At 38.3% G+C, this 21936-nt stretch carries 10 protein-coding genes and 1 riboswitch; of the genes, 6 read left to right on the top strand and 4 right to left on the bottom strand.

All coding sequences use genetic code 11. The annotated features are described in order from the left end of the window. Positions 1–247 precede the first annotated feature (247 nt). Complete coding sequence (locus AC27JP_RS11655; RefSeq protein ID WP_487115234.1) at positions 248–2959, top strand: TonB-dependent receptor; 2712 nt, start codon at positions 248–250, stop codon at positions 2957–2959. Between the two features lie 445 nt (positions 2960–3404). Continuing rightward, positions 3405–6209 (top strand): ATP-binding protein, encoded by a 2805-nt coding sequence (locus tag AC27JP_RS11650; RefSeq protein ID WP_487115232.1) that lies wholly within the window; start codon positions 3405–3407, stop codon positions 6207–6209. On the opposite strand, the gene AC27JP_RS11645 is transcribed toward AC27JP_RS11650, so the two are convergent. The 3 genes from AC27JP_RS11645 to AC27JP_RS11635 form a co-directional block, all read right to left on the bottom strand. After that, a complete protein-coding gene (locus AC27JP_RS11645) occupies positions 6201–9272 on the bottom strand; it encodes a ligand-binding sensor domain-containing diguanylate cyclase (protein ID WP_487115230.1) in 3072 nt (1023 codons plus the stop codon). The genes AC27JP_RS11650 and AC27JP_RS11645 overlap by 9 nt on opposite strands. A gap of 385 nt (positions 9273–9657) precedes the next feature. Then, complete coding sequence (locus tag AC27JP_RS11640) at positions 9658–11343, bottom strand: S8 family peptidase (protein WP_487115228.1); 1686 nt, start codon at positions 11341–11343, stop codon at positions 9658–9660. A 267-nt stretch (positions 11344–11610) separates the two neighbouring features. Beyond that, on the bottom strand, positions 11611–13437 hold the full coding sequence (locus AC27JP_RS11635; RefSeq protein ID WP_487115226.1) for a S8 family serine peptidase: 1827 nt from the start codon (positions 13435–13437) through the stop codon (positions 11611–11613). A gap of 378 nt (positions 13438–13815) precedes the next feature. Between AC27JP_RS11635 and AC27JP_RS11630 the strand changes: the two genes are divergently transcribed. Next, positions 13816–16218, top strand: coding sequence for a S8 family serine peptidase (locus tag AC27JP_RS11630; RefSeq protein WP_487115224.1), 2403 nt, complete (start codon positions 13816–13818; stop codon positions 16216–16218). A gap of 171 nt (positions 16219–16389) precedes the next feature. Next, positions 16390–16618: riboswitch (cobalamin riboswitch) on the top strand. Between the two features lie 40 nt (positions 16619–16658). Then, entirely contained in the window at positions 16659–17444 is a 786-nt protein-coding gene (gene bluB, locus AC27JP_RS11625; RefSeq protein WP_487115223.1) for a 5,6-dimethylbenzimidazole synthase, read from the top strand. 40 nt (positions 17445–17484) lie between these two features. Here bluB and AC27JP_RS11620 read toward each other — a convergent pair whose 3' ends face one another. Continuing rightward, positions 17485–18486, bottom strand: a complete 1002-nt coding sequence (locus AC27JP_RS11620) for a GGDEF domain-containing protein (protein ID WP_487115221.1) — start codon at positions 18484–18486, stop codon at positions 17485–17487. Between the two features lie 342 nt (positions 18487–18828). Here AC27JP_RS11620 and AC27JP_RS11615 point away from each other — a divergent pair, with 342 nt between their 5' ends. Next, positions 18829–20988: a S46 family peptidase gene (locus tag AC27JP_RS11615; RefSeq protein ID WP_487115219.1), complete on the top strand. Its 2160-nt coding sequence runs from the start codon at positions 18829–18831 to the stop codon at positions 20986–20988. A 214-nt stretch (positions 20989–21202) separates the two neighbouring features. Further along, on the top strand, positions 21203–21601 hold the full coding sequence (locus AC27JP_RS11610) for an ExbD/TolR family protein (RefSeq protein WP_487115217.1): 399 nt from the start codon (positions 21203–21205) through the stop codon (positions 21599–21601). Positions 21602–21936 lie beyond the last annotated feature (335 nt).

Genomic DNA, 21936 nt, shown 5'->3' with positions numbered 1-21936 from the left:
CGCCCAAAAAATGTAACATCAGGCATTACAAGTAGAGCAAAAATTCACCAAACAATAAATAAAAATCGAAAAGCAAGTAACTAAAAAGTAATTCTTTGATATCACACCAAATGCATACGTATGCACGAGATATTTTTGAACTTTTAGAAAAGCTAACATGCCCGCGCTGAAACACTGCTGTTGAATTACAGCGCAACTTTCAAAAAATTATAAAGACACCTAATCACTTTATAATCGAGGAATCATTATGCTTTCGTTTAAACCTAGTGCGATATCAATTGCGTTACTTGGAACTGGTCTTTGTTCATTTTCACTTTTTGCACAAGACAACGCTGTGCAAGGATCGCCTGAAATAGATGAATCTAAAATAGAAATTATTGAAGTTCGTGGCATTCGCCGCAGCTTAGAAGCGTCACAATCAATTAAAATGGACTCAAGCTCCATTGTTGAAGCCATATCTGCGGAAGACATTGGTAAATTACCTGATGTTAGTATTGCTGAATCGCTAGCGCGCCTGCCCGGTGTAACCGCACAACGTTTAAATGGTCGTGCCCAAAACATCAGTATTCGTGGTATGTCGGCAGATTTTTCGACCGCACTATTTAATGGTCGTGAAGTGGTTTCAACCGGTGATAACCGCGGCGTTGAATTTGATCAATTTCCATCAGAATTACTCAATGGCGTACTAGTGTATAAAACACCTGACGCAACATTAATCGGCCAAGGCCTTGCTGGTACGGTTGATATGCAAACTATCAAGCCTCTAGCTCACGGCGAGCAAACCTTTTCTGTTGGTGGCCGTTATGAAATGAGCCAAGACGATGCTGTTCATCCTTTAGGTGATGATAAAGGTGAGCGTTTAAATGCTACCTATATCGACCAGTTTGCTGATGACACTATTGGCGTTGCGCTTGGTTTTTCTCACGCTTCAACCCCTAACCAGATAGAACGTTTTGAGTCATGGGGTTATGCGGATCGCGGAGAAGATGAAAAAGAGTTTGGTGGCGCTAAACTTTCCAATAACTCAAACTTACTCGAACGTGATTCAGTCATGGCAATTATTGAGTATGCGCCAAATGACAAACTGCACTCAACACTTGACATTTTCTATTCAGAATTTGAAGAAAAGCAAAACATTTCTATGGTTGAAATGGGCCTAGCATGGGGCGGTGCTAACTTACACCCAGACTATACCACAGATGAAAATGGCAATATTATCGCAGGTACGTATGACAATATTAAACCCATTATTCGCAGTGATTTAAATAGCCGTGATAGTAAGCTTTTTGCTGTTGGTTGGAATACCGAGTACAACATTAACGACGACTGGACTATGGAACTTGATCTTGCCCATTCTAATGTTGACCGCACTGACATGAACTTAGAAACTTATGCTGGCACAAATGACGAATTTGATACCATGTCGTATGAAATGACCAGTGAAGGTCCAAAGTTTACCCATGACATTGATTACAGTGACCCAACAAAAGTTGGTATAACGGATTCTGCTGGTTGGGGTCAAGTTGGCTTTAATAAGTTTAGCTATATTGACGATGAAATTAACCAAGTTCGCTTAGCATTTTCTCGTTACATTGATAGCGACGTATACAATAATTTATCTTTCGGCGTCCATTACATCGAGCGCACGAAAGAAAAGTCAGCTGATGAATTTGTTATTAAAGGTTTAGCAAGTGGCGACAGTATTTATTACGGCGCAGCTAATGCTGGCTTAGTTGATTATAGCAAATTCGGTTTAGGTGATGTTATTACCTATGACGCATGGAACTTATGGAATAGTGGCTTATATCAAATAGAAGATTTTGTTCACCCAGATGTTACAGAGAAAGCTTGGTTAGTTAAAGAAAAAGTCACCACTATTTACAGCAAGCTAGATATTGATACCGAAGTGGGTGACTACGTTCTAAAAGGTAATTTTGGCCTGCAAGCGGTTTATACTGATCAATTCTCTGAGGCGATCAGCTCAGACCAAAAGAATAATGATGTTAGTAAAACAGGCGGTGATAAATACTGGGAATTTTTACCTAGCCTTAACCTAAGCTTAAACATAACCGATGAAGACATACTTCGTTTAGGTATTGCCAGAACCTTATCACGTGCTCGTATGGATGATTTACGTGCCAGTGGCCAATACAGTTTTGATAACAAGTATGAGGACAGCACTGAATTAGACAACTCTCCATGGAGTGCTTCCGGTGGTAACCCTGAACTTAAACCTTGGATCGCAAACTCTATCGATTTATCTTACGAGCACTACTTTACTGACAACAAAGGCTACACGGCAATAGCGCTATTCTATAAAGACTTAGAAAACTATATTTACAATGAACAAGTGGTAGAAGACTTTACCGGCTACCCTACTCCTGATGATTGTATAAATGATGCCGGCGATGAAGTAACCTGTTCTCCAGAATACTTCTTAGGCTACAGCTCTACTCCTCAAAATGGCGAAGGTGGTGATATCAGCGGTATTGAATTTAGTATGTCACTTACCGGTGAAATGTTTACACCAGTATTAGAAGGCTACGGCTTATTAGTTAACGCTTCGCACACCACAAGTAGTGTAAAGCCTGATCCTAATAATAGTTCAACACCGTTACCAGGGCTTTCAGAGAATGTCGTTAATATCACCGCATATTACTCTCAAGCAGGTTTTGAAGCCCGTGTCAGTGGTCGTTACCGCAGTGAGTTCTTAGGTGAAGTATCTGGCTTTGGCGGTAGTCGTGATTTAAAAATGATTCAAGCGGAAACTATTGTTGACGCACAAGTCAGCTATTCATTTGCTGAAGGTTCACAATTTGACGGTTTAACATTATTGCTTCAAGCTAATAACTTGACCAATGAAGCCTTTAAAGTATTAGAAAATGGCGATCAGGCACGCATTATGGACTACCAAGAATATGGTAGAACCTTTATGTTAGGGGCAAACTACACTTTCTAGTCATCTATTAAAATAATATATAGTTAACTCAAAATATAAGTCAGTTGAAAAAGTTGCAGCTGGCTTTTTTTTCATCTAATTCTACTGCAACCTTCTCGCCACGATCAAAATCACTTGATATTATATGAGTGGCAATTATTCACAAATTATTAACATGATGTATACTGCTAACAACTAAATAAATGCCAATCACGCCAAAATAACATAAAGTGTTGCCATTAATTCTTAGGTCGTATTTTTGCAAATAACAATTAGAAATATATTACTGCCTCTCTGTGCTGTTTTGACTTTATTTCCATATTTTTTGATGAATGAAATTTTTTCAATCGGTACTATAAATTTAATATCAGGCCCTTTGCTAATACTGCAAATATTTAGTGTTGGCATTGTGGTATTCAGCTACCTACAAATAAAATCTAAGTCGCTAAAACTATTCTGGCAATTTATGTGTTTAGCATTATTGTCGGCCTTAACAGCAAATTTACTCTTAGGGGCAAATTTAATTACCAATAGCGGTCTATTAAAAGAATTTTTTACCTTATTTAGTTACTTCTTTATTCTTCTGGCAATAGAAACAAATCCTCATATTACTGACTCGAGAATAAGCAGAAATATAAGTAGCCGTGTGCCAGCAATATTTTTCACCTTAATCTGTTTCAGTTACTTGGTATTATTACCTTTTGAGTTTTCTCAGTTTGAAAAGGCAAAGCTTGCTTCTTCTGAATTGTTTCATTTATTGATCACCGCCTTAATATTCATTCGTTTACTGATAACAAGTTACCAGTGCCACGGTAAGTTTTGGTGTCGTGTTTATAGCGTGCTAACAATTGCTGCAGCCGCTATTCTCACTAATAACCTTGTCGATTACCTAGGAAATTGGACCTTAGTTTATACTCCTATCTACCTCAATGGAGTACTCACTTTACTTCCCTATAGCGCACTCATTTTCGCGGCCTATAACTCCTCTGATAACACCGAGCTAGCATCTGAGACTAAACCTGCCTCTATGCCGGAGCTTTACCTTATCCTGTTAGTTTCATGTTTGCTTTTAATCCATTTAGCAGGCGTAGAATTTAATTTACATTATAAAATTGATTCTTATTTGCAGTCAGTGCTCATGGTTATTTGGCTGGCTATCGCCTTCTCGTTACTGATCATCATTATTTATCGCAAAAACGGCGTCAGCCAAAAACGTCAAAAAGACTTTAACCTTCAACGGTCAGCGCAAAAAGAACTGCTCAAGTTAAATCAACGATTAACCAGTTCATTAATCAATAGTGAAGATAAGGCAATCGTTAATGTCTCTAGCAATGCAATTTTAACCACAGCCATTGACGGCAAGGTTCTTTCTGCTAACCCTGCTGCGGTACAAATGTTTCAATGTTTGGAACAAGAAATAGTTGGTGCTAATGTCAATAGTTTCTTCGCTGATGATGATCAAATGCACTACTTTTTTGACTTTAAAAGTAATGTTTATACCCTACAACGCAAAGAGGCGGGAATTTCGATAGAATGTTCGGCAGCGAGAAAAGATCGGACTAATTTTCCCGTTCAGGCGGAGCTACAATGGGCTGATCGTGACAACCAACCCTTAGTTGTTATTACCTTTATCAACCTAACCGCGCGCAAGCTTGCAGAGCAACAAGCGTTAGACTTGAAAGACAAGTTTATTGCTAATATTTCACACGAATTTAGAACACCGTTAACAATAATTAATGGCATTTTAGATCGTTATTTACTGAAAGAGCATACTAAAGACGAAGGGAAAGAATTACAGACCGCAAAGCGCAATGGCTTGCGACTTGTTCGTATGGTGGAACAACTATTAGAACTTTCTCGACTCGCCGACAATCCTCAGTTAAACATATCGACATTTCGGCTAAAAACGCTAATGGCAATGCCCGCCGATTCGTTTACCCGTTTAGCCAAGCAAAACAACTTATCGTTAACTTGTGATATACCCGACAGTATTTGGTTAGATTGTGATGCTCAGGCGTTCGAAAAAATCATTTTTAATTTAATTGCCAATGCCATTAAGTACACGCCAGCAGGAGGCAGTATTCAGGTTACAGCACAAGTTAACAATGATAATTTTATCCTTGATATTATTGATACCGGTATCGGTATAGATCCAGCTTCGCAAACAAAAATTTTCGAACGTTTCCAAAGAGCTGACGATAAAAAAAATCAAGGTGTTTTTGGTGTTGGTATTGGCTTATCACTCGTTAACGAACTGGTAAAAGCTCATCAGTGGCAAATAAGCCTAGTGAGTGAATATAATCAAGGAAGTAAATTCTCTTTAACCATACCTTGCGCACCTGCGGCTATCGAAGAACAATCGACACCTACCAGTATTTCACAAACAGAAGTTTCTTCATTATTAGTCGAACAACAAAAGTCAGGTGAAGTTATTCGCACTCAAAATCAAAAAGTTATTTTGGTGATAGAAGACAATGTAGATATGCAGTCGCATATCAAGCAAGTTATTGAGCACAACCATCAGTGTTTACTCGCTGGCAGCGGAGAGCAAGGATTAACATTAGCACAAGAATATATTCCAGATTTAATTGTATGTGACATTATGTTGACTGGTATTGACGGTTTTGCGGTTTTAAAGCAATTGAAAAGCCATGAATTAACTTCGCATATTCCGGTTATTCTGCTCACTGCACGCTCAGATTTAGATAGTCGACTCTATGGCTTAAATCTTCAAGCGGATGAATATTTGAGTAAACCTTTTAACCAACAAGAACTGTTAACTCGGATCACAAACTTAATTTCGGTGCGAGAGGCATTGCAAAAAGGCTATTTGGAGCGCTTCAATAAAGATCAGCAACAAAACAGAAAAAACAATAGTTATCAAAATGTTGAAGAGCTTACCCAAGACGATACAGATGAAACCTCACTCGATAACAAATTCTTAGAAAAGCTGGAAAGTATTACCGCGAAAATCTATATGAATACTGATTTAGATATCATACAACTTGCCGCGCAAATGGCAATGAGCGAGCGTCAGCTCCAAAGAAAGATAAAGGTTTTACTCGGTACTACCCCGAATAATTTTATTAAAGAATTCAGACTTAAAAAGGCACAAAGCTTACTACAAAAAGGCTCGCAAATTGGCAGAATAGCTTTAGATGTTGGTTTTTCATCACAAACATATTTTGGCCGATGTTTTAAAGAAGCCTTTGACTGTACACCTAAGCAATACCAACAACAGCATTTAAACCTGCAGCGGCCATCAAACTAGTCCTGTTTTAATAACAACTTGCTCTTTAAGGCTAGCTAAACTTTGCTGTTGAATAAGATGCATATAATCAAAATTATTAGATTTCGGCCCACATAATCCTAACCACGAACATTGCTTATCTTCCTTGGTAAATTTCAATGCCTGTTCAATAAGCACGCTAATTTTATCCCAGGTTAGATTTAATGGGTTTTCCCGACTAAATGGGTAGTAGGCATAAGCCATATCTATTGACGATGCGTCACTAACAACACTAGAAAAACGGCCAGATAGTCGTGAAGCAAGCTCGCTAGCATTATTATCTTTTTCATAGCCAATTACTGCAAAGGTATCATCTGACCAACGAATAACGAGATCGTCATTGTTTCTGGTGTAATGCAGCAGATCCGTCAAATTTACTAGTTGGCTATTGCTAACATCTGAGTAACTATTTATCTTCAACATTAAAATATACAGCCGAGGTAACATCTCTCTTTGCACCGGAAGTAAATTTTGATACATCTGATTCATTAATTGACTTGTTTGTTCAATATAAATATCTAAGTATCTCCGACTTTTCACCCCTGTTACCTTGTCGACTATTGCCGCTTTTTCTAACTGTTTGTTAGCTTGCGCTAATTCCAAATTTTTCAGCTTAAACTTTTCAGTTTTTTCTTGTACTTGCTGCTCTAAATAGAGTTTTTGTTGTTGTTCTATGGCAAGTTTTCTATTTAAAAACCGTGAATATATGAGCAATATCAACGCTATTGCCAATGTATATAAAATATATGCCCACCATGTATTCCAAGGCGCAGGTTTAACCGTAATATCTAATGAAAGTCCGGGCTCACTCCAAACATCATCACTATTGCCGGCAATAATTTGTAATTGATAATTACCCGAAGGCAGATTCGTATAAGTCGCACGGCGAGACTTACCGGCATCAAGCCATTCATGATCAAAGCCTAACAAACGGTATTTATATCTTGTTGACTCAGGGCTCGCGTAGTTTAAGCCAACATACTCGAATGAGATCAACTGGTCATTATAATCTAGCTGTAAAGATTTCAAATTAGCTAACGAGGTATCTAATGGCATCGGCTCATTCAATTTGAGTATATTTGTCAAACGCACTTTCGGCGCGGTTAATTTTCTATTTATTTTTTCGGGGTTGATACTGTTAAAGCCCTTACCTGAGCCAAAGAAAATAGTGTTGTCATTTCCGGCATAAATGGCAGAATGAGTAAATTCTAAATCAACCAAGCCATGGGTAAGATCAAAATGCTTGAAGGTGCTTTTTGCGGTTGAAAAGCGAGAAATCCCTTTGCTTGTGCTTAACCAGATATCGCCATAGACATCTTCTGTAATGCCGTAAACAGTCATGCTTTTCATGCCATCTTTAGTATCTAGATGTTTGAAGGAAAACAGCCCTTTTTCTCGGTCTTCAAAGCTAAGTACGTTTAAACCAGCCGCTTGCGTTCCGACCCATAAGTTTTTATTTTTATCAAATGCCATTATCCAGGTGAGATCGGTAGATAAACTATTAGGATCTTTCTCATCATGCTTCAAATGGAGAAAAGTATTTGTCTTGGGGTTAAAACGATTAAGCCCGCCGCCGAATGTTGCTAGCCAAATAAAGCCTTCATCATCTTCTAAAAGTTGCAAAACATGATTACTGCTTGGCCCGAGATTAGACGTTATCTCATTATTAAAAAAGCGCGAGAAGCTTCCGTCTTTATTTAACTTGTTAATTCCTTGATGAAAGGTAGAGACCCAAATATTCCCAGACCTATCTTTAATAATATCAGTGATACTATTTGCTGAAATGGATTTTTCATCATCTGCGTTGTTTTGAAATTTAGTAATTTCATTTGTAGCCAAATCAACCTGAAATAACCCTGACGCCCTTGTGCCAACCCACAATGTATTGCCATCAGCAAGTAAGTTCATAACACGAAAATCAGCAAAAAAAGCACTAAAAGAAGCGGAAGAAATACTATTATCAATTAAAGACAATTGATAAATCCCCCCACTATATGCACTAAAAATCAAATATTTATCGTCAAACTGTGCGAAGCTAGTTATATTAAAATTTTGAACTTCCGGATTAGTTTGCAAACTATATTGACTGAACGTTGCCATATTAGGATCCCAACGATTAACGCCACTAAAAGTCCCAATCCACATGATATTATTACTGTCTTCAAAAAAAGTAATAATATAATCACTATTTAAACTATATGGATTGTTTACGGAATGAGTATAGCGATCAAAGTCATCCGTTGATTTATCATAAATTGACAAACCATTATCTGTCGCAATCCAGATACTTTCTTCGGAATCTTGGTAAATTTTTATTATTGAGTTACTGGTAAGGGATGCGGTATTCTTGGCACTAAATTGATAATGAGAAAATGCTTCAGTAGTTAAATTATACTTTAAAAGACCACTATCACTTGTGGCAATCCAAACATTACTATTGACATCAAGGTATAAGTCATTAATGAATTTATTTACATAGATTGAACTACCATTGTTGTTAAATTGAATAGTTTTTAGAAACTGTCCGTTTTGAGAAAATACAGAAATACCACCACCATTTGTACCAACCCATATATCACCATTATCGACTTCAATAACTGAATGTATAGTGTTGTGGGTTAAACTTTTTGGATTACCTAACTCTTGGTATAGCTTTTTTACTACCCACGTTCCATTTTCATTTGATAGAATATTTAAACCATTTTCAGTACCTATCCAAATTTGCCCTTGGCTATCTTCAAATATCGTATTTACTGTATCATTGCTAAGCTCTGTGCCTATCGTTTTTGTCGTAAAGCGGACAAAATCTTGGCTTTTTTCTCTGTATAAGTTAACCCCACCTCCAAAGGTGCCAACCCACATTCTATTATTATGATCAATAATGATACGGCTTATTACATCAGAACTTAATGAATTAGGTAAAGTAACATCATGATGAAAACTTAACGATTGATGACCATCAAACCTATCAAGCCCTTCTGAAGAGCCAAACCACATAAAACCATGCTTGTCTTCTACAATCGTGCGAACAAAGTTGTATGACATGGGATTATCAATACCAAAATTTTTAAATAGCTTAACGTCTCGCGCAATGCAATTAATAGAAAGTAAAAAGCTTAATAAATAGATAAATCGACAATTCACGTGGTTAACTCAGAATAAGAAATGGATAGGACGGTAGTAAGTAATCTAAACTCGGGATAAGCAAAATGCTACAGCAGCACTATTAAAGCCTATTTCTGCGTTATTCAAGTTGCCAATAACTCATTATTGGGCACACTTAAACGCCTTGAACTAAACATAAATACCACGACTGTCGATTGACTGTTGGTAAGACTTTAAAATAGTTATGTTTTTCATTCTCATTATCCCGAGTTCAGGTTAAGTAGTGAAAAAAGCCACTATTAACCAGTGGCTTAATCAAGATTTGTTATTCTGGAGCAACCCAATTATTAATGTTAATGGTTGCTATCTCGTTATCTGACAGACTAAAGCGCCAGATTAATGCATCTGTTTCAAAATTAAAACGCCAAATTAACGCATCTGTTTCAAAATTAAAACGCCAAATTAACGCATCTGTTGAAGCGCTATTATTCCAATCAGAACCACTTTCAGTAGCACTCATTCGCCATATCAATGCAGAACCATCAAGCTGAGGATCATCTAACTGCCACACATATTCATCACCTAAGCCTTCGACATAAAAATTCCCATCATCATTAATATTTGCCGGTCCTGAGTAGTGCTCTTCACCACTAAGATCTTTTTCAATATCTAAATTCGTGTTAGCACAATTGTTTTTCTCACTTGCCAGCGCATAATACGCACTCACTAAGCCAGCCCCCTGCTGAAAAACACTATAACGTAAGCTACCATCGTCATTACGCGCTTGATACGCCCCATCGATGATTCGACACTTAACTTGATCTGGCGTTAATGATGGCTCTTCGGTTAATAACAGCGCGACAACGCCAGAAACCACGGCTGCCGACTGAGATGTACCAGACATTTCAAAATATCGACCACCATCATGATATTCAGGATGTTCCATAACAATTTGAGAGTCAAAAGACATTAAGCCCGATATATGACCACCTGGGGCAATAACATCAGGCTTAACAAAACCTTCAGGTGTTGGTCCTGCAGCACTAAAACTTGCCACTTTGTCATCATTGTAACTAAATGCCGTATAATCGTCCGTCATCGCACCAACAGTAATAATGTAAGGAACATTACCTGGCACGCCAATAGTCATAGGGGCTGGGCCACTATTCCCTGCTGATGCCACAACAACAATTCCCGCCTGCCATAACTTCATAACAGCTCTATTTAGTGGATCATCCCAATAATTTGAACGAACAGGACCGCCAAACGACATATTCAATACACGTAAATTAATTTGATCTTTAACTTGCAGTGCCCAATCAATACCGCGAATTACATCGGCGTAAGTTGCCTTACCTTCTGAGTCAAACGCTTTAATACCGACATGAGACGCATTAGGCGCTACACCGTATATTTGTCCGAAACGATCAAAATCACTATTTGTTGCTATACTCGCAACATGGGTACCATGCCCGTTCTCTTCATCACCATAATTACTGACGGTATTATTAATAGCATCATATGTACCCCAAGCTTTATCTCGACCATTTAAGTCTGTAGATAAACCGGGTAATTGATCTAGTCCGGTATCCAAAAAGCCAATAGTTACCCCTGCACCATAATTACCGGTTTTATGTACATAGGTTGCATCTACTTGTTCAGTAACAACAGATTTAGGTTGCCAACGGCGCTGTCCAATCCCTAAACCGCTTAATTCAACTTTATGGTTAGTGGATACTTTAATTTCTTGTTTATTTTGAAGCGACTTTAATTGTTCAGCAGTTAATTCAACAGCAAAAGAATCTATGATTTTTAATTCATGAGTAGGAGTTGCCCCCAGCTCTTTCAAGTTATTTTTCAATAATGTGAAATTTTTTGCACTAATGATATATGACTGAGCCTGTTCATCATTAGCTGTGGCTGAGTTAAAGCCCATTAATAATGCGACGGCAATCAATCCGCCAACCACTGATACAAACTTGGTCTTGTTTTTATTCGAAGTGAACAACATTTTTTATCCCCTTTTGTTCATTACACTTTCTAATTTTTTTAAAAACATTAGGGTGAGTAACTTCATATGTTTTACAACTACCAACAATAACCGAAGTCATGTCAATATCACTTTTTAAAAGCTCAAGACTTTTAAAACTACAGGCAAACACTATCACACCACACAATGACTTTTAACTATCTATTTACATTTATATTACATACAAGAGAAAACAAAAATATCCAGCTAAATAAAAGCTGGATATTTTAATTACTTAGCTAAGTTTTACTAAAATGAAACACTTGACTCAGTAGAGCAGTTATCCGTACCTTGGTCGCATACCTTGTAAGTAAAGGTACCAGATGTTCTGAAACTATCAGTATATGCACCGTCGTTGGATGTTGTTGTACGTAATGCACCATTACGGAAAATATCTACTGATGATGTTGAAGCGCCTGACCAACTAAGGTCTACCTTATTTTTACCTTTAGCACGATAACCGTTAGTTGCTAGACTAATATCTCCACTTGGAGGAGTAACTCCGCCGCCACAACCATTAGCAGTTAAGTAATCGTTAGCAGCTTTTGCTTGTGCAATACCGTGACCAAAATGAACATCATGGCCGACAGCTCCGCTATCTAATGCGGTAGCTTTTAGTGCATCACGAATTTCAGTGCCGGTACAGTTGTTATGATTTGACCAAACTAAAGCCGCAATACCTGAAACTGCAGGAGTTGCCATTGAAGTACCAGTCATAAGACCATAATCACTCGTGCCAATAAATACATTAGCGGTAGTTGCTGCTAGTAACGCAGAGCGATCTTCAAATGCTGCACCTGCAGCTGGGATAGAAGTTGCGTTAGTGTCACCCAAAGTTGCGTATAACATGCCCGCTTCATTGTTAATGATAATTGCGCCAATACCGCCTGAGTTTTCACAGTTTTGTACTTTGTCGTGGAATGAAATATTACCACGGTCAATGACACAAACATTGCCATTAGCGCCAGAATCTGTGGCTTCAGCAGTTCCCATGTAATATGTATTACCGCTAGCATTACCGGCATTTTCCATTGCAGAAGAAGCAAAAGCTTGGCCGTCAGCACTCACTGTAGAGTTTGTTGCCATATCCGCGGGATACGTTGATAAAACATCGACACCACCGGCAGTAATTTCTACACAGACAGTTTCATCAGTGGTTGTCGTTTGCTTCTTACCTCTGCCTGTAGTTACTGTACAGCTTGGATATTGAGATTCAGTATAACGATCATTATTGTTGTCATTACCACCAACCATCATTACTGATGAGTAACCTGCTGGGTATGAGCGTACATCGTTACCATCGTTACCAGCTGCCGCTACAACTAAACCACCTGCTTCAGTAAATGCTTTAAAAGCGTTCTCTTCTGTGCTGTTAGCACCACCACCACCTAAACTCATGCTAATAATATTTGCGCCCGCATCAGCACACTTATCTGCCGCATATGCTAAGTCAGAAGAATAGCCCCAACCATCAGCATTGAAAACTTTCACAATATGCATATCAACACCAGGTGCCATGCCTACAACACCTATATTGTTATCTGCAGCACCGATAGTACCGGCAACATGTGTCCCATGCGGTCCACCATGCTCATCCCAATTTCCAGTTCCAGAGTCGTTATCACCGGTAATATTATTCCAGATAAAATCTGGGTTTGAACGATCTAAACCAGAGTCAATCACACAAACTTTCATACCGGCATTGGCATTAAATGAAACTTGATCAGCTTGAGATTGATAGACAGAATAAGGTGTTAATTGCTCTAACATAGGGTTGCCTGAATCATCACTAAATGCTGACATGAGTTCACGCTTTTGATCCACTTCAATAAGTTGAACATGTGGGTTATTCATTAAACCTTTAACATCTTCCAAGCTCTTACCTTTAAAGGAAGCGGCAAAATAGCCATTACCATCTATTTTCATTTCAGCGTTTAACTTTTTGGCTAACGCTTTAACAATTCCTTTTTTACTTTCGTCAACCTTTATTATGTAGCGCTCATCACTCGCATTAGCAGTAAATGCCGATGTAATTGCAATTGCAATTATAGAACTTGTAAATTTAGAAATTTTCATAGATGCTCCAGGTGTCTCTACATTAAATTAAGTTTTATTATAATTATTTAATCATTTTGCTAACTTCAAGCCTGAATGGCTTGTTTGACCTTCGATACTAGCAGCACTGAAAATCCTCCCTAGTACAAATGCGACAACTTTTCGTAATTTTACGACCATAACAATAAAAACACCTCAATATCAAACACTTAAGCGAATTCGATATTTTTACCTCTGTCGTTTTTTTATGATTATTAGTCTTGGATTTGCTATTACCAATTTAAAAATGAAGCCATGATGGTTGCCGATGAATAATTCATCAACTAATAACAAAAATGCGTCCGATGTCTCCGCTATCGATTCATTCAGCGCAACAAATGCAAATGCAGAGGAATTCAAATGAGAAACAATCAGAAATTAGGTTTAAGCGTACTTGCGCTGTCTATTATGGCAGCTACCAGTAACGCTCAAACATTTGAAGCAGCTGAGTTACAAGCTGTGCCAGTAAATGCAAACAACACTATGACCGCCGTTAACTCTGATTTTAGTCAATGGCGAGAAAGTCAAAAATTTCAGAGTCATGACTTTACCGATCGTATTATTGTTAAATACAAAAATGGCTTTGAAGCACAAACCTTAAGCAATTTTTCTTCAGAAAAAGCGATGCCAGCCGGTTTAGCGAAAAAAGCGGGTCATAGCTTAAAACACTTGAAGAAACTTAAGAATGGCCGTCATGTTATTTCTTTAGGAAAGCAAAAACACGTTAATGACGTTCAAGCTATGGTAAACGAATTGAACAGTCATGCTGATGTTGAATTTGCAGAACCTGATTATAAGCGTTACTTAATGGCGCAAAATCAACCTTGGGGTATCTCAGATACTCAATCTGATTTAGTTTCAGATAATGATGCTGCCAACATGACGGTTTGTATTATTGATTCAGGTTATGAGCGTGCCAATCCAGATTTAAATGCTAACAACGCTACAGGTACTAACAACTCAGGTACGGGTAACTGGTACCAAAACGGTGGTTCACATGGAACTCATGTTGCAGGTACTATCGCGGCGGTAAATAACTCGGAAGGTGTTGTCGGTATTATGCCAAATACCAACGTTAACTTGCACATTGTTAAAGTATTTAACGAAGCAGGTTGGGGTTACACGGGTGAATTAGTTGATGCGGTAGACACTTGTGTCAATAACGGTGCTAAAGTGATTAATATGAGCCTAGGCGGTTCAGGTTCAAGTAACGCCGAACGTAACTCTTTACAAGCTGCCGCTGATGCAGGTGTTTTACTTATTGCTGCATCAGGTAACGATGGTGATTCATCATTATCTTACCCAGCATCTTACGATTCAGTAATGGCAGTAGGCGCACTTGATCAAGGTCGTCAACATGCAGAATTCTCTCAATACACATCTCAAGTTGAAATATCAGCACCAGGCGAAGCAATTCTATCGACTGTTGCTGGCGATGGTCGTTTAGGTTACATCACTTTAGGTTCAACAACTTATGGTAATGATGAAGTTGTACCACAAACTCATTACATTCAAAGTGGTGGCAGCTTTACCGTAAGTAACGTAAATAGTTCAGCAAATGGCGTATTAGCCGCTTGTACTCTTTCAGGTAGCAGCTACAGCTGTTCAAACGTATCAGGTAACATTTGTTTAGCTGAACGTAACGATAACCAAATAGGTAGTAATTATCCTGAAATAAACCCAGCGAAAGCTTGTGCTGACGCAGGAGCTTCGGGTGTTATCGTTTATAGTAATAGCGCTCGTCCAGGCCTACAAAATCCATTTCTAGTTGATGCTAACTCTGACGTAACAGTGCCAACAGTTTCTGTAAACCGTGAGTTAGGTTTGCAATTGATGGGACAACTAGGTACGAATGCTAACTTAAATGTTGTCGGCGACCAAGATTACGCTTATTACAATGGTACTTCGATGGCGACTCCTCACGTTACTGGCGTTGCGGCGTTAGTTTGGAGCAACAACCCTGACTGTACAGCAACACAAGTACGTGATGCATTAAAAGCAACAGCGATTGATTTAGATGTTGCGGGTCGTGATGACAAAACAGGTTACGGTTTAGTACAAGCAAAAGCAGCGTCAGACGCGTTAGCAGCAAGTTGTACGACAACAACACCTCCTACTGGTGGCGACGTACTAGAAAATGGCGTAGCTAAAACAAATTTAGCCGGCGCTAAATCAGAAGAATTAAGCTTTACTATGGAAGTACCTGCAGGTGCTACTGGCTTAAGTTTTGATATGTCTGGCGGCACAGGTGATGCAGATCTTTACGTGAAATTTGGTTCAGCACCAACAACGTCTAGTTATGACTGTCGTCCATATGCTGGTGGTAACTCAGAGTCATGTCCAATTGCAACGGCACAAGCTGGCACTTACCATGTGAAAGTTATTGGTTACTCTGCCTTTACGGGTGTTAGCCTAACAGGTAGTTTCACTGAAGGTTCTACTGGCGGTGGCGGTGCTACAGGTGGCAGTGCTTCAGTAACTGATATCAGTGTTGCACGTCGTGCTTGGACATACTACACCATTGATGTACCAGCAGGCATGGCGACTCTTGATTTCAATATGAGTGGTGGTACAGGTGATGCAGACATGTACATTCGTCGTGGTGCACAACCAACATCATCTACTTATGACTGTCGTCCATATGAAAGTGGTAATACCGAATCATGTTCATTCACTAACCCAACAGCTGATACATGGCACATAGGTATCTATGGATACTCAGCAGCAAGCGGTGTTAGTTTAGACGTAACATATAACCCGTAGGTTAAACTAAAACCCAACTAGTGTTTATTTAGGGAAGGTACTTCATTGTGCTTTCCCTTTTTTTATTTATAACCCCTTCCCCCCTTTTCACATCTTCCAGAGACAATAATTGATTTTAATTAAGTTGATTTAATATAGCGTTTTTCAATTTCAATACTCAATGCTATAGTGCCGACGAAATTATTTTTAGGTGCTTGCCGCTTTACTTTTTATTTTGTAGAGACCAAGAGAATAGGGAAATTGGTGTAACTCCAATACGTGCCCAACGCTGTAATGACATATGAGTTCGAATATAACCACTGGTAGTCTTGCTGGGAAGGTTTCGAATATTGTTTATATCACAATAGCTGAATATAAACCTTGTCTTAGTCAGAAGACCTGCCTAGAAATACAAATAAAGCGAAAGGCCGATCGCTTCTAAATCCATTAAGGGGAATACTTTGGATTTCAAAAACACGAGTACAGCTCAAGAGCAACCATTTCAGTCTCAACATCAGCACGGTTTAAGTGAACAAGAACAGCACGGTTTATATAAAGCCATTTTCAATCGCCGTGATGTTCGCGGACAATTTCTACCTAAAGCGATCCCTAAGCAAGTGTTAAGCCGTCTACTTTATGCTGCACATCACGCACCATCAGTAGGATTTATGCAACCTTGGAATTTTATCGTTATTCAATCACCGGACGTTAAAAAGAAAATCCATCAAGACTTCACCCTTGCCCATCAAGAGGCACAAACAATGTTTGCCGCTGACAAGCAAGATAAATACAAAAACTTAAAGCTTGAAGGAATTATTGAATCTCCAATAAACATTTGTATAACTTGCGATCGTAAACGCACAGGTAAAGCCGTTATTGGCCGAACACATATGAAAGAAATGGACCTATATAGCTCAGTATGTGCGGTACAAAATTTTTGGTTGGCTGCACGCACAGAAGGTATCGGTGTTGGTTGGGTGTCAATTTTGCATCATGATGCGTTAAAGAACATCCTTTCATTACCTGAGCACGTCGTTCCTATTGCTTATTTGTGCTTAGGGTATGTTAGTCATTTTCACGAAAGGCCGGAGCTTGAAACGGCAAATTGGTTACCACGTAGAGCTATCGACGAACTCGTCAGTTTTAATTCATGGGGACAAGAGGCTAGTAACAGTGAAGAAAACGAGCTGATTAACCAATTACAGGCAGATCAATCATTTCCACAATCCTTTATTAATAAGAATTAAAGCCTACTTCTGCTTAGCTATAGCATCAACTAAAAGCGTTTTATAGACAAACGCTTTTATTTCTACCACTGTTTTTTGCCTGATACAGTGCAGTATCGGCTTGTTCAAATAATGCCATCCAATTAAGTTCATCTTGTCGTTGAGCAACACCAATTGAAACCGATATTTTTGGTAAATACGCTTTAGAGTCTCGTTGCATTAATTTCAATTCAGCTATGGCTAAACGTATTTTTTCGGCAATTTCATGAGCTTGCGTCATAGTTTTATTCACCATAACCACCACAAACTCCTCGCCACCAAATCTAACCGCAATATCTTGATCAGAAATACTTGTTTTTATTACTTTTGCAATTCGCTGAATAACTTTATCACCAATGAAATGGCCAAATTGATCATTAATATTTTTGAAGTGATCAATATCTATCGCTAAAGATGAATGCACCTGTTCAATATCTAATTCTTGTAATTTAACATCGCAACCACGGCGATTAAACAACCCTGTTAAAGAATCCACAATGGCCTCATGCCTTGCGGCTTCCAACTTAGCTTTTAAAAAGCTCACTTCACCGCAAGCATGCGTTAACTCTAATGATAAGTCACTATGCTGTTGCTGAGACGCGGTAATGCTACTCATTAAAAAGGTAACAATATTTTGCATCGATTTATGATATTCGTGCTTGGAAAGTGCTCTTTCAGCCTTTTTAAGGTTTGATGCAACAACTTTATCACTATCGACTTGAGAATTAATTTTCGCTAATGTTGATGTTAACGATTTTTCTATCGGGTCCAGTATTTGTTTATCTATAGCATGAGAATTTGAAATATACTTTTCGAATAAACCTTCCATAAAAGTTAGATCGACTTCTTGATATGTTTGCACATGCCGATCTAATTCGGCGCTTAACTTTTCATTACGCTTACTAACGTGTAAGTAGACAACCGAATAATTTACTGGGCTAGGTGGTATTTGATAATGAGTTAAAAATTCATTGGTTGATTCACTGATCTTTAATGCCTCATCAAAATTATCTTTAATAAGCACATAACCTCCTCAAGAATCGCTTTATTTTTATTATTGGCCACAAATATTTAGATAATAACAAAAGGAAATGTAAACATTTTGTTACCTAATCAATTTAGAATATCTAAACTACAGCTATTCAACAAGTATTATGGATTAATTTTTCAATTAAAATTAGGCTTTAGTTCAATAATGTTCGAAATATCACCCCCTTCGACCGCATATTAAGCTACTACGAAGATTTTCGCACAGTCTACAATAGCGCTTTGTTATAGAACAAATAAATTGGGAGATTTTTTGACTAAGCTCAAGTGATAAAGCAAAATTCCAAATGATTTAAACTTTACCCTTTGAGAATAAAAAATGAAAAAATTCGCTTCGCTATGCTTTGCGTTGGCCTCAACGGCCACACTTGCTGATGAGGGCATGTGGCAACCACATCAATTGCCAAGCATTGCTAACCAACTAGTCGATGCTGGCTTGAAACTTGACCCAAATAGCCTAACAAATTTAACAAGCTTCCCTATGGGAGCAATTGTGAGTTTAGGTGGCTGTACGGCCTCATTTGTCTCAGACAAGGGCCTAGTAGCAACAAACCACCACTGTGTATATGGTTCGATTCAATACAACTCAACAGAAGAAAACAACTTACTTAAAAATGGCTTTTTAGCAAAATCTTTCAAAGAAGAATTACCTGCAACACCAGGCAGCCGTATTTATGTAACAGAAGAAATAACCCCAGTAACTGATGTTATCAACGCTGGCTTAAATGAAAGCATGTCTGGCGCTGATCGCTTTAAAAGCATCGATAAAAGCTCAAAGTCATTGGTTGCGGAATGTGAAAACGACAGCAAATACCGCTGTAGTGTAGTTAATTTCCATGGTGGACTAGAGTATTATTTATTCAAACAGCTGACAATTCGCGATGTCCGTTTAGTTCATGCTCCAGCAAGCAGTGTTGGAAAATACGGTGGCGATATTGATAACTGGATGTGGCCACGTCATACCGGAGATTATGGCTTTTACAGAGCGTATGTTGGTAAAGATGGCCAACCAGCGGATTACAGTGAAGATAATGTTCCATACGAGCCAAAGCATCACCTAAAAGTCAACAAAAGTAGTGTCGACGAAAACGATTACATTATGGTTTTAGGCTACCCTGGCCGCACTAATCGTTACCGCACAGCATTAGAAGTAGAAAACCAATTTACTTGGGTCTACCCGCAAGCAAAAGCTTATCGTGAAGAAATTATTAATTTAATTCATGAAAACTCAACACCAGAAAGCGATGCACGTATTAAGTATGAAAGTACGCTCGCAAGCCTTGCCAACTATGCAAAAAATTATGGCAGCATGATAGAAAGCTATAATAAAGGTACAACACTTGCGCGTAAGAAATCTTTAGAAACTGAGCTTGACGCATGGATCAACGCAACCAGCGCACGCAAAAACGAATATGGCACAGCACTAAAAGGTTTAAACGATTTAATTAAAAAAGATCAGCAAACACAAGCTAGGGATTTAATTCTAGGTTATTTAAACTACGGTAAAATGTTGAGTACCGCTAATCGTTTATATCGTTTATCACAAGAAAATACTAAACCAAATATTGAGCGAAAGCGTGGTTATCAAGAGCGTGATCTTGCGCGTTTCGAGCAAGGAATGAAAGCAGTTAACCGTCGTTATGATGCTGAAATAGATCAAAAAATCGTTCTAGCTATGTTCCAGCATTATGCAAAATTACCACAAGCTCAACGACTTAAGTCATTAGATAAGTTTTTTGGCTTAGATAAGAGCTTTAATGAACAACAATTCAAAAGCAAGCTTAATAAGATGTACGCTGAGACTAAGCTAAATGAAGAATCAACACGCCTTGCATGGATGAAGAAATCAACTAAAGATTTTGAAAACAGCAACGATCCGTTCATTCAACTAGCTGTCGCAACATCAGCAGAGCGCAAGCAGCTTGAAGAATCTAGTGAAGAGCTGTCAGGTAATATTCAATCATACCGTCCTAAATACATGGAAGCATTAATTGCCTACTTTAATTCTAAAGACTTACCTGTGTATGCAGATGCAAATAGCACCTTACGCGTAACATACGGCAATGTTAAGGGATACTCGCCACAAGATGGCTTAGTGGCGACACCGTATACAACCCTTGAAGGAATAGTAAGAAAAGATACCGGCGTTACACCGTTTGATGCCCCCAAAAAGCAATTAAAGTTAATTAAGAATAAACAATATGGCGAATACGCTAAAAAAGAATTAAGCAGCGTGCCTGTTAACTTTTTAGGCACATTAGATATAACTGGCGGTAACTCTGGCTCACCAACATTAAACGATAAAGCAGAATTTGTTGGCTTAGTTTTCGACGGAGTATATGAAAGTATTATTGGCGACTGGGACTACGACAAAAAGCTCAATCGTTCTATTCATGTTGATATTAAATATATGCTTTGGGTAATGGAGCATGTTGATGGAGCTACCAACCTTATTGAAGAGATGGATATTGTTGAATAGTAAACAATTCCACTAAATAAAAATCCAGCTTCGGCTGGATTTTTTGTCAGCGTTTCTACTCAGTACAGCTCCCCTCACTATTAAAATCGTGATATTTCTCTTCAAGCAAAGCACTTAATACGAAGCGTGTCGTAAATTAAATTTGCAACTACGTAAAACTTCGCACATAGTAAATATGCACATTTGCTAAACAAAATAATAAAAAGGAAATTACATGGCCCGTAAAAAAGACATGCATCAAGAGCGCGAAGCCGATGTGGATATGACGCCAATGCTGGATATTGTTTTTATCTTACTAATATTCTTTATTGTCACAACATCGTTTATCAAAGAAGAAGGCTTATTAGTGAATCGACCAAAAGCGAAGAACAATCCCTCACAAGTTAATACGCCAACGGTAGTTGTGCAGATTGCAGAAACCGGTCAACTAAAGTTTAATGGCAAGTTAGTGGATATTGAAAGACTCTCGGCACGTATTGAAAGCTTCTTGTCAGAAAATCAAACTAACAGTGCCGTTGTTATTCCACATTACGACGCAACACACGAAATGGTGGTTAACGTAATAGATAGAATTAAGCCCTTTGAACAGCTCACTGTATCTATAGGTAAATAGTTTTAACAATAAAATAAGTAATGACCGAAACTGCTGGTGATACTTAAACAGGTTTTCACTATTTATAGTTTGTTGAAAAATGAAAATAAACAGAAATTAAGACATTATGAAATATAAAGTTGAAGGCTTTAAACGCTAGAAAGCAAAAATCCGACTCTTTCGAATCGGGCTTCTTTAATAGGAGTCTGGCAATGACGTACATGGATGCTCAAGAGCGGTCTCACATAACGAGATAAACACCCACACGCTATTACCATTGGTGCTACTGCATTTCACTTTAAAATGTATAAAGCAAAAAACCCGCAGCGTAAGCTGCGGGTTTCTTTAATAGGAGT

This window comes from Colwellia sp. SU-HH01172, assembly GCF_057553355.1.
Note: the sequence above shows the minus strand (reverse complement) of the source record. Positions and strands in the feature narration are given on the sequence as shown.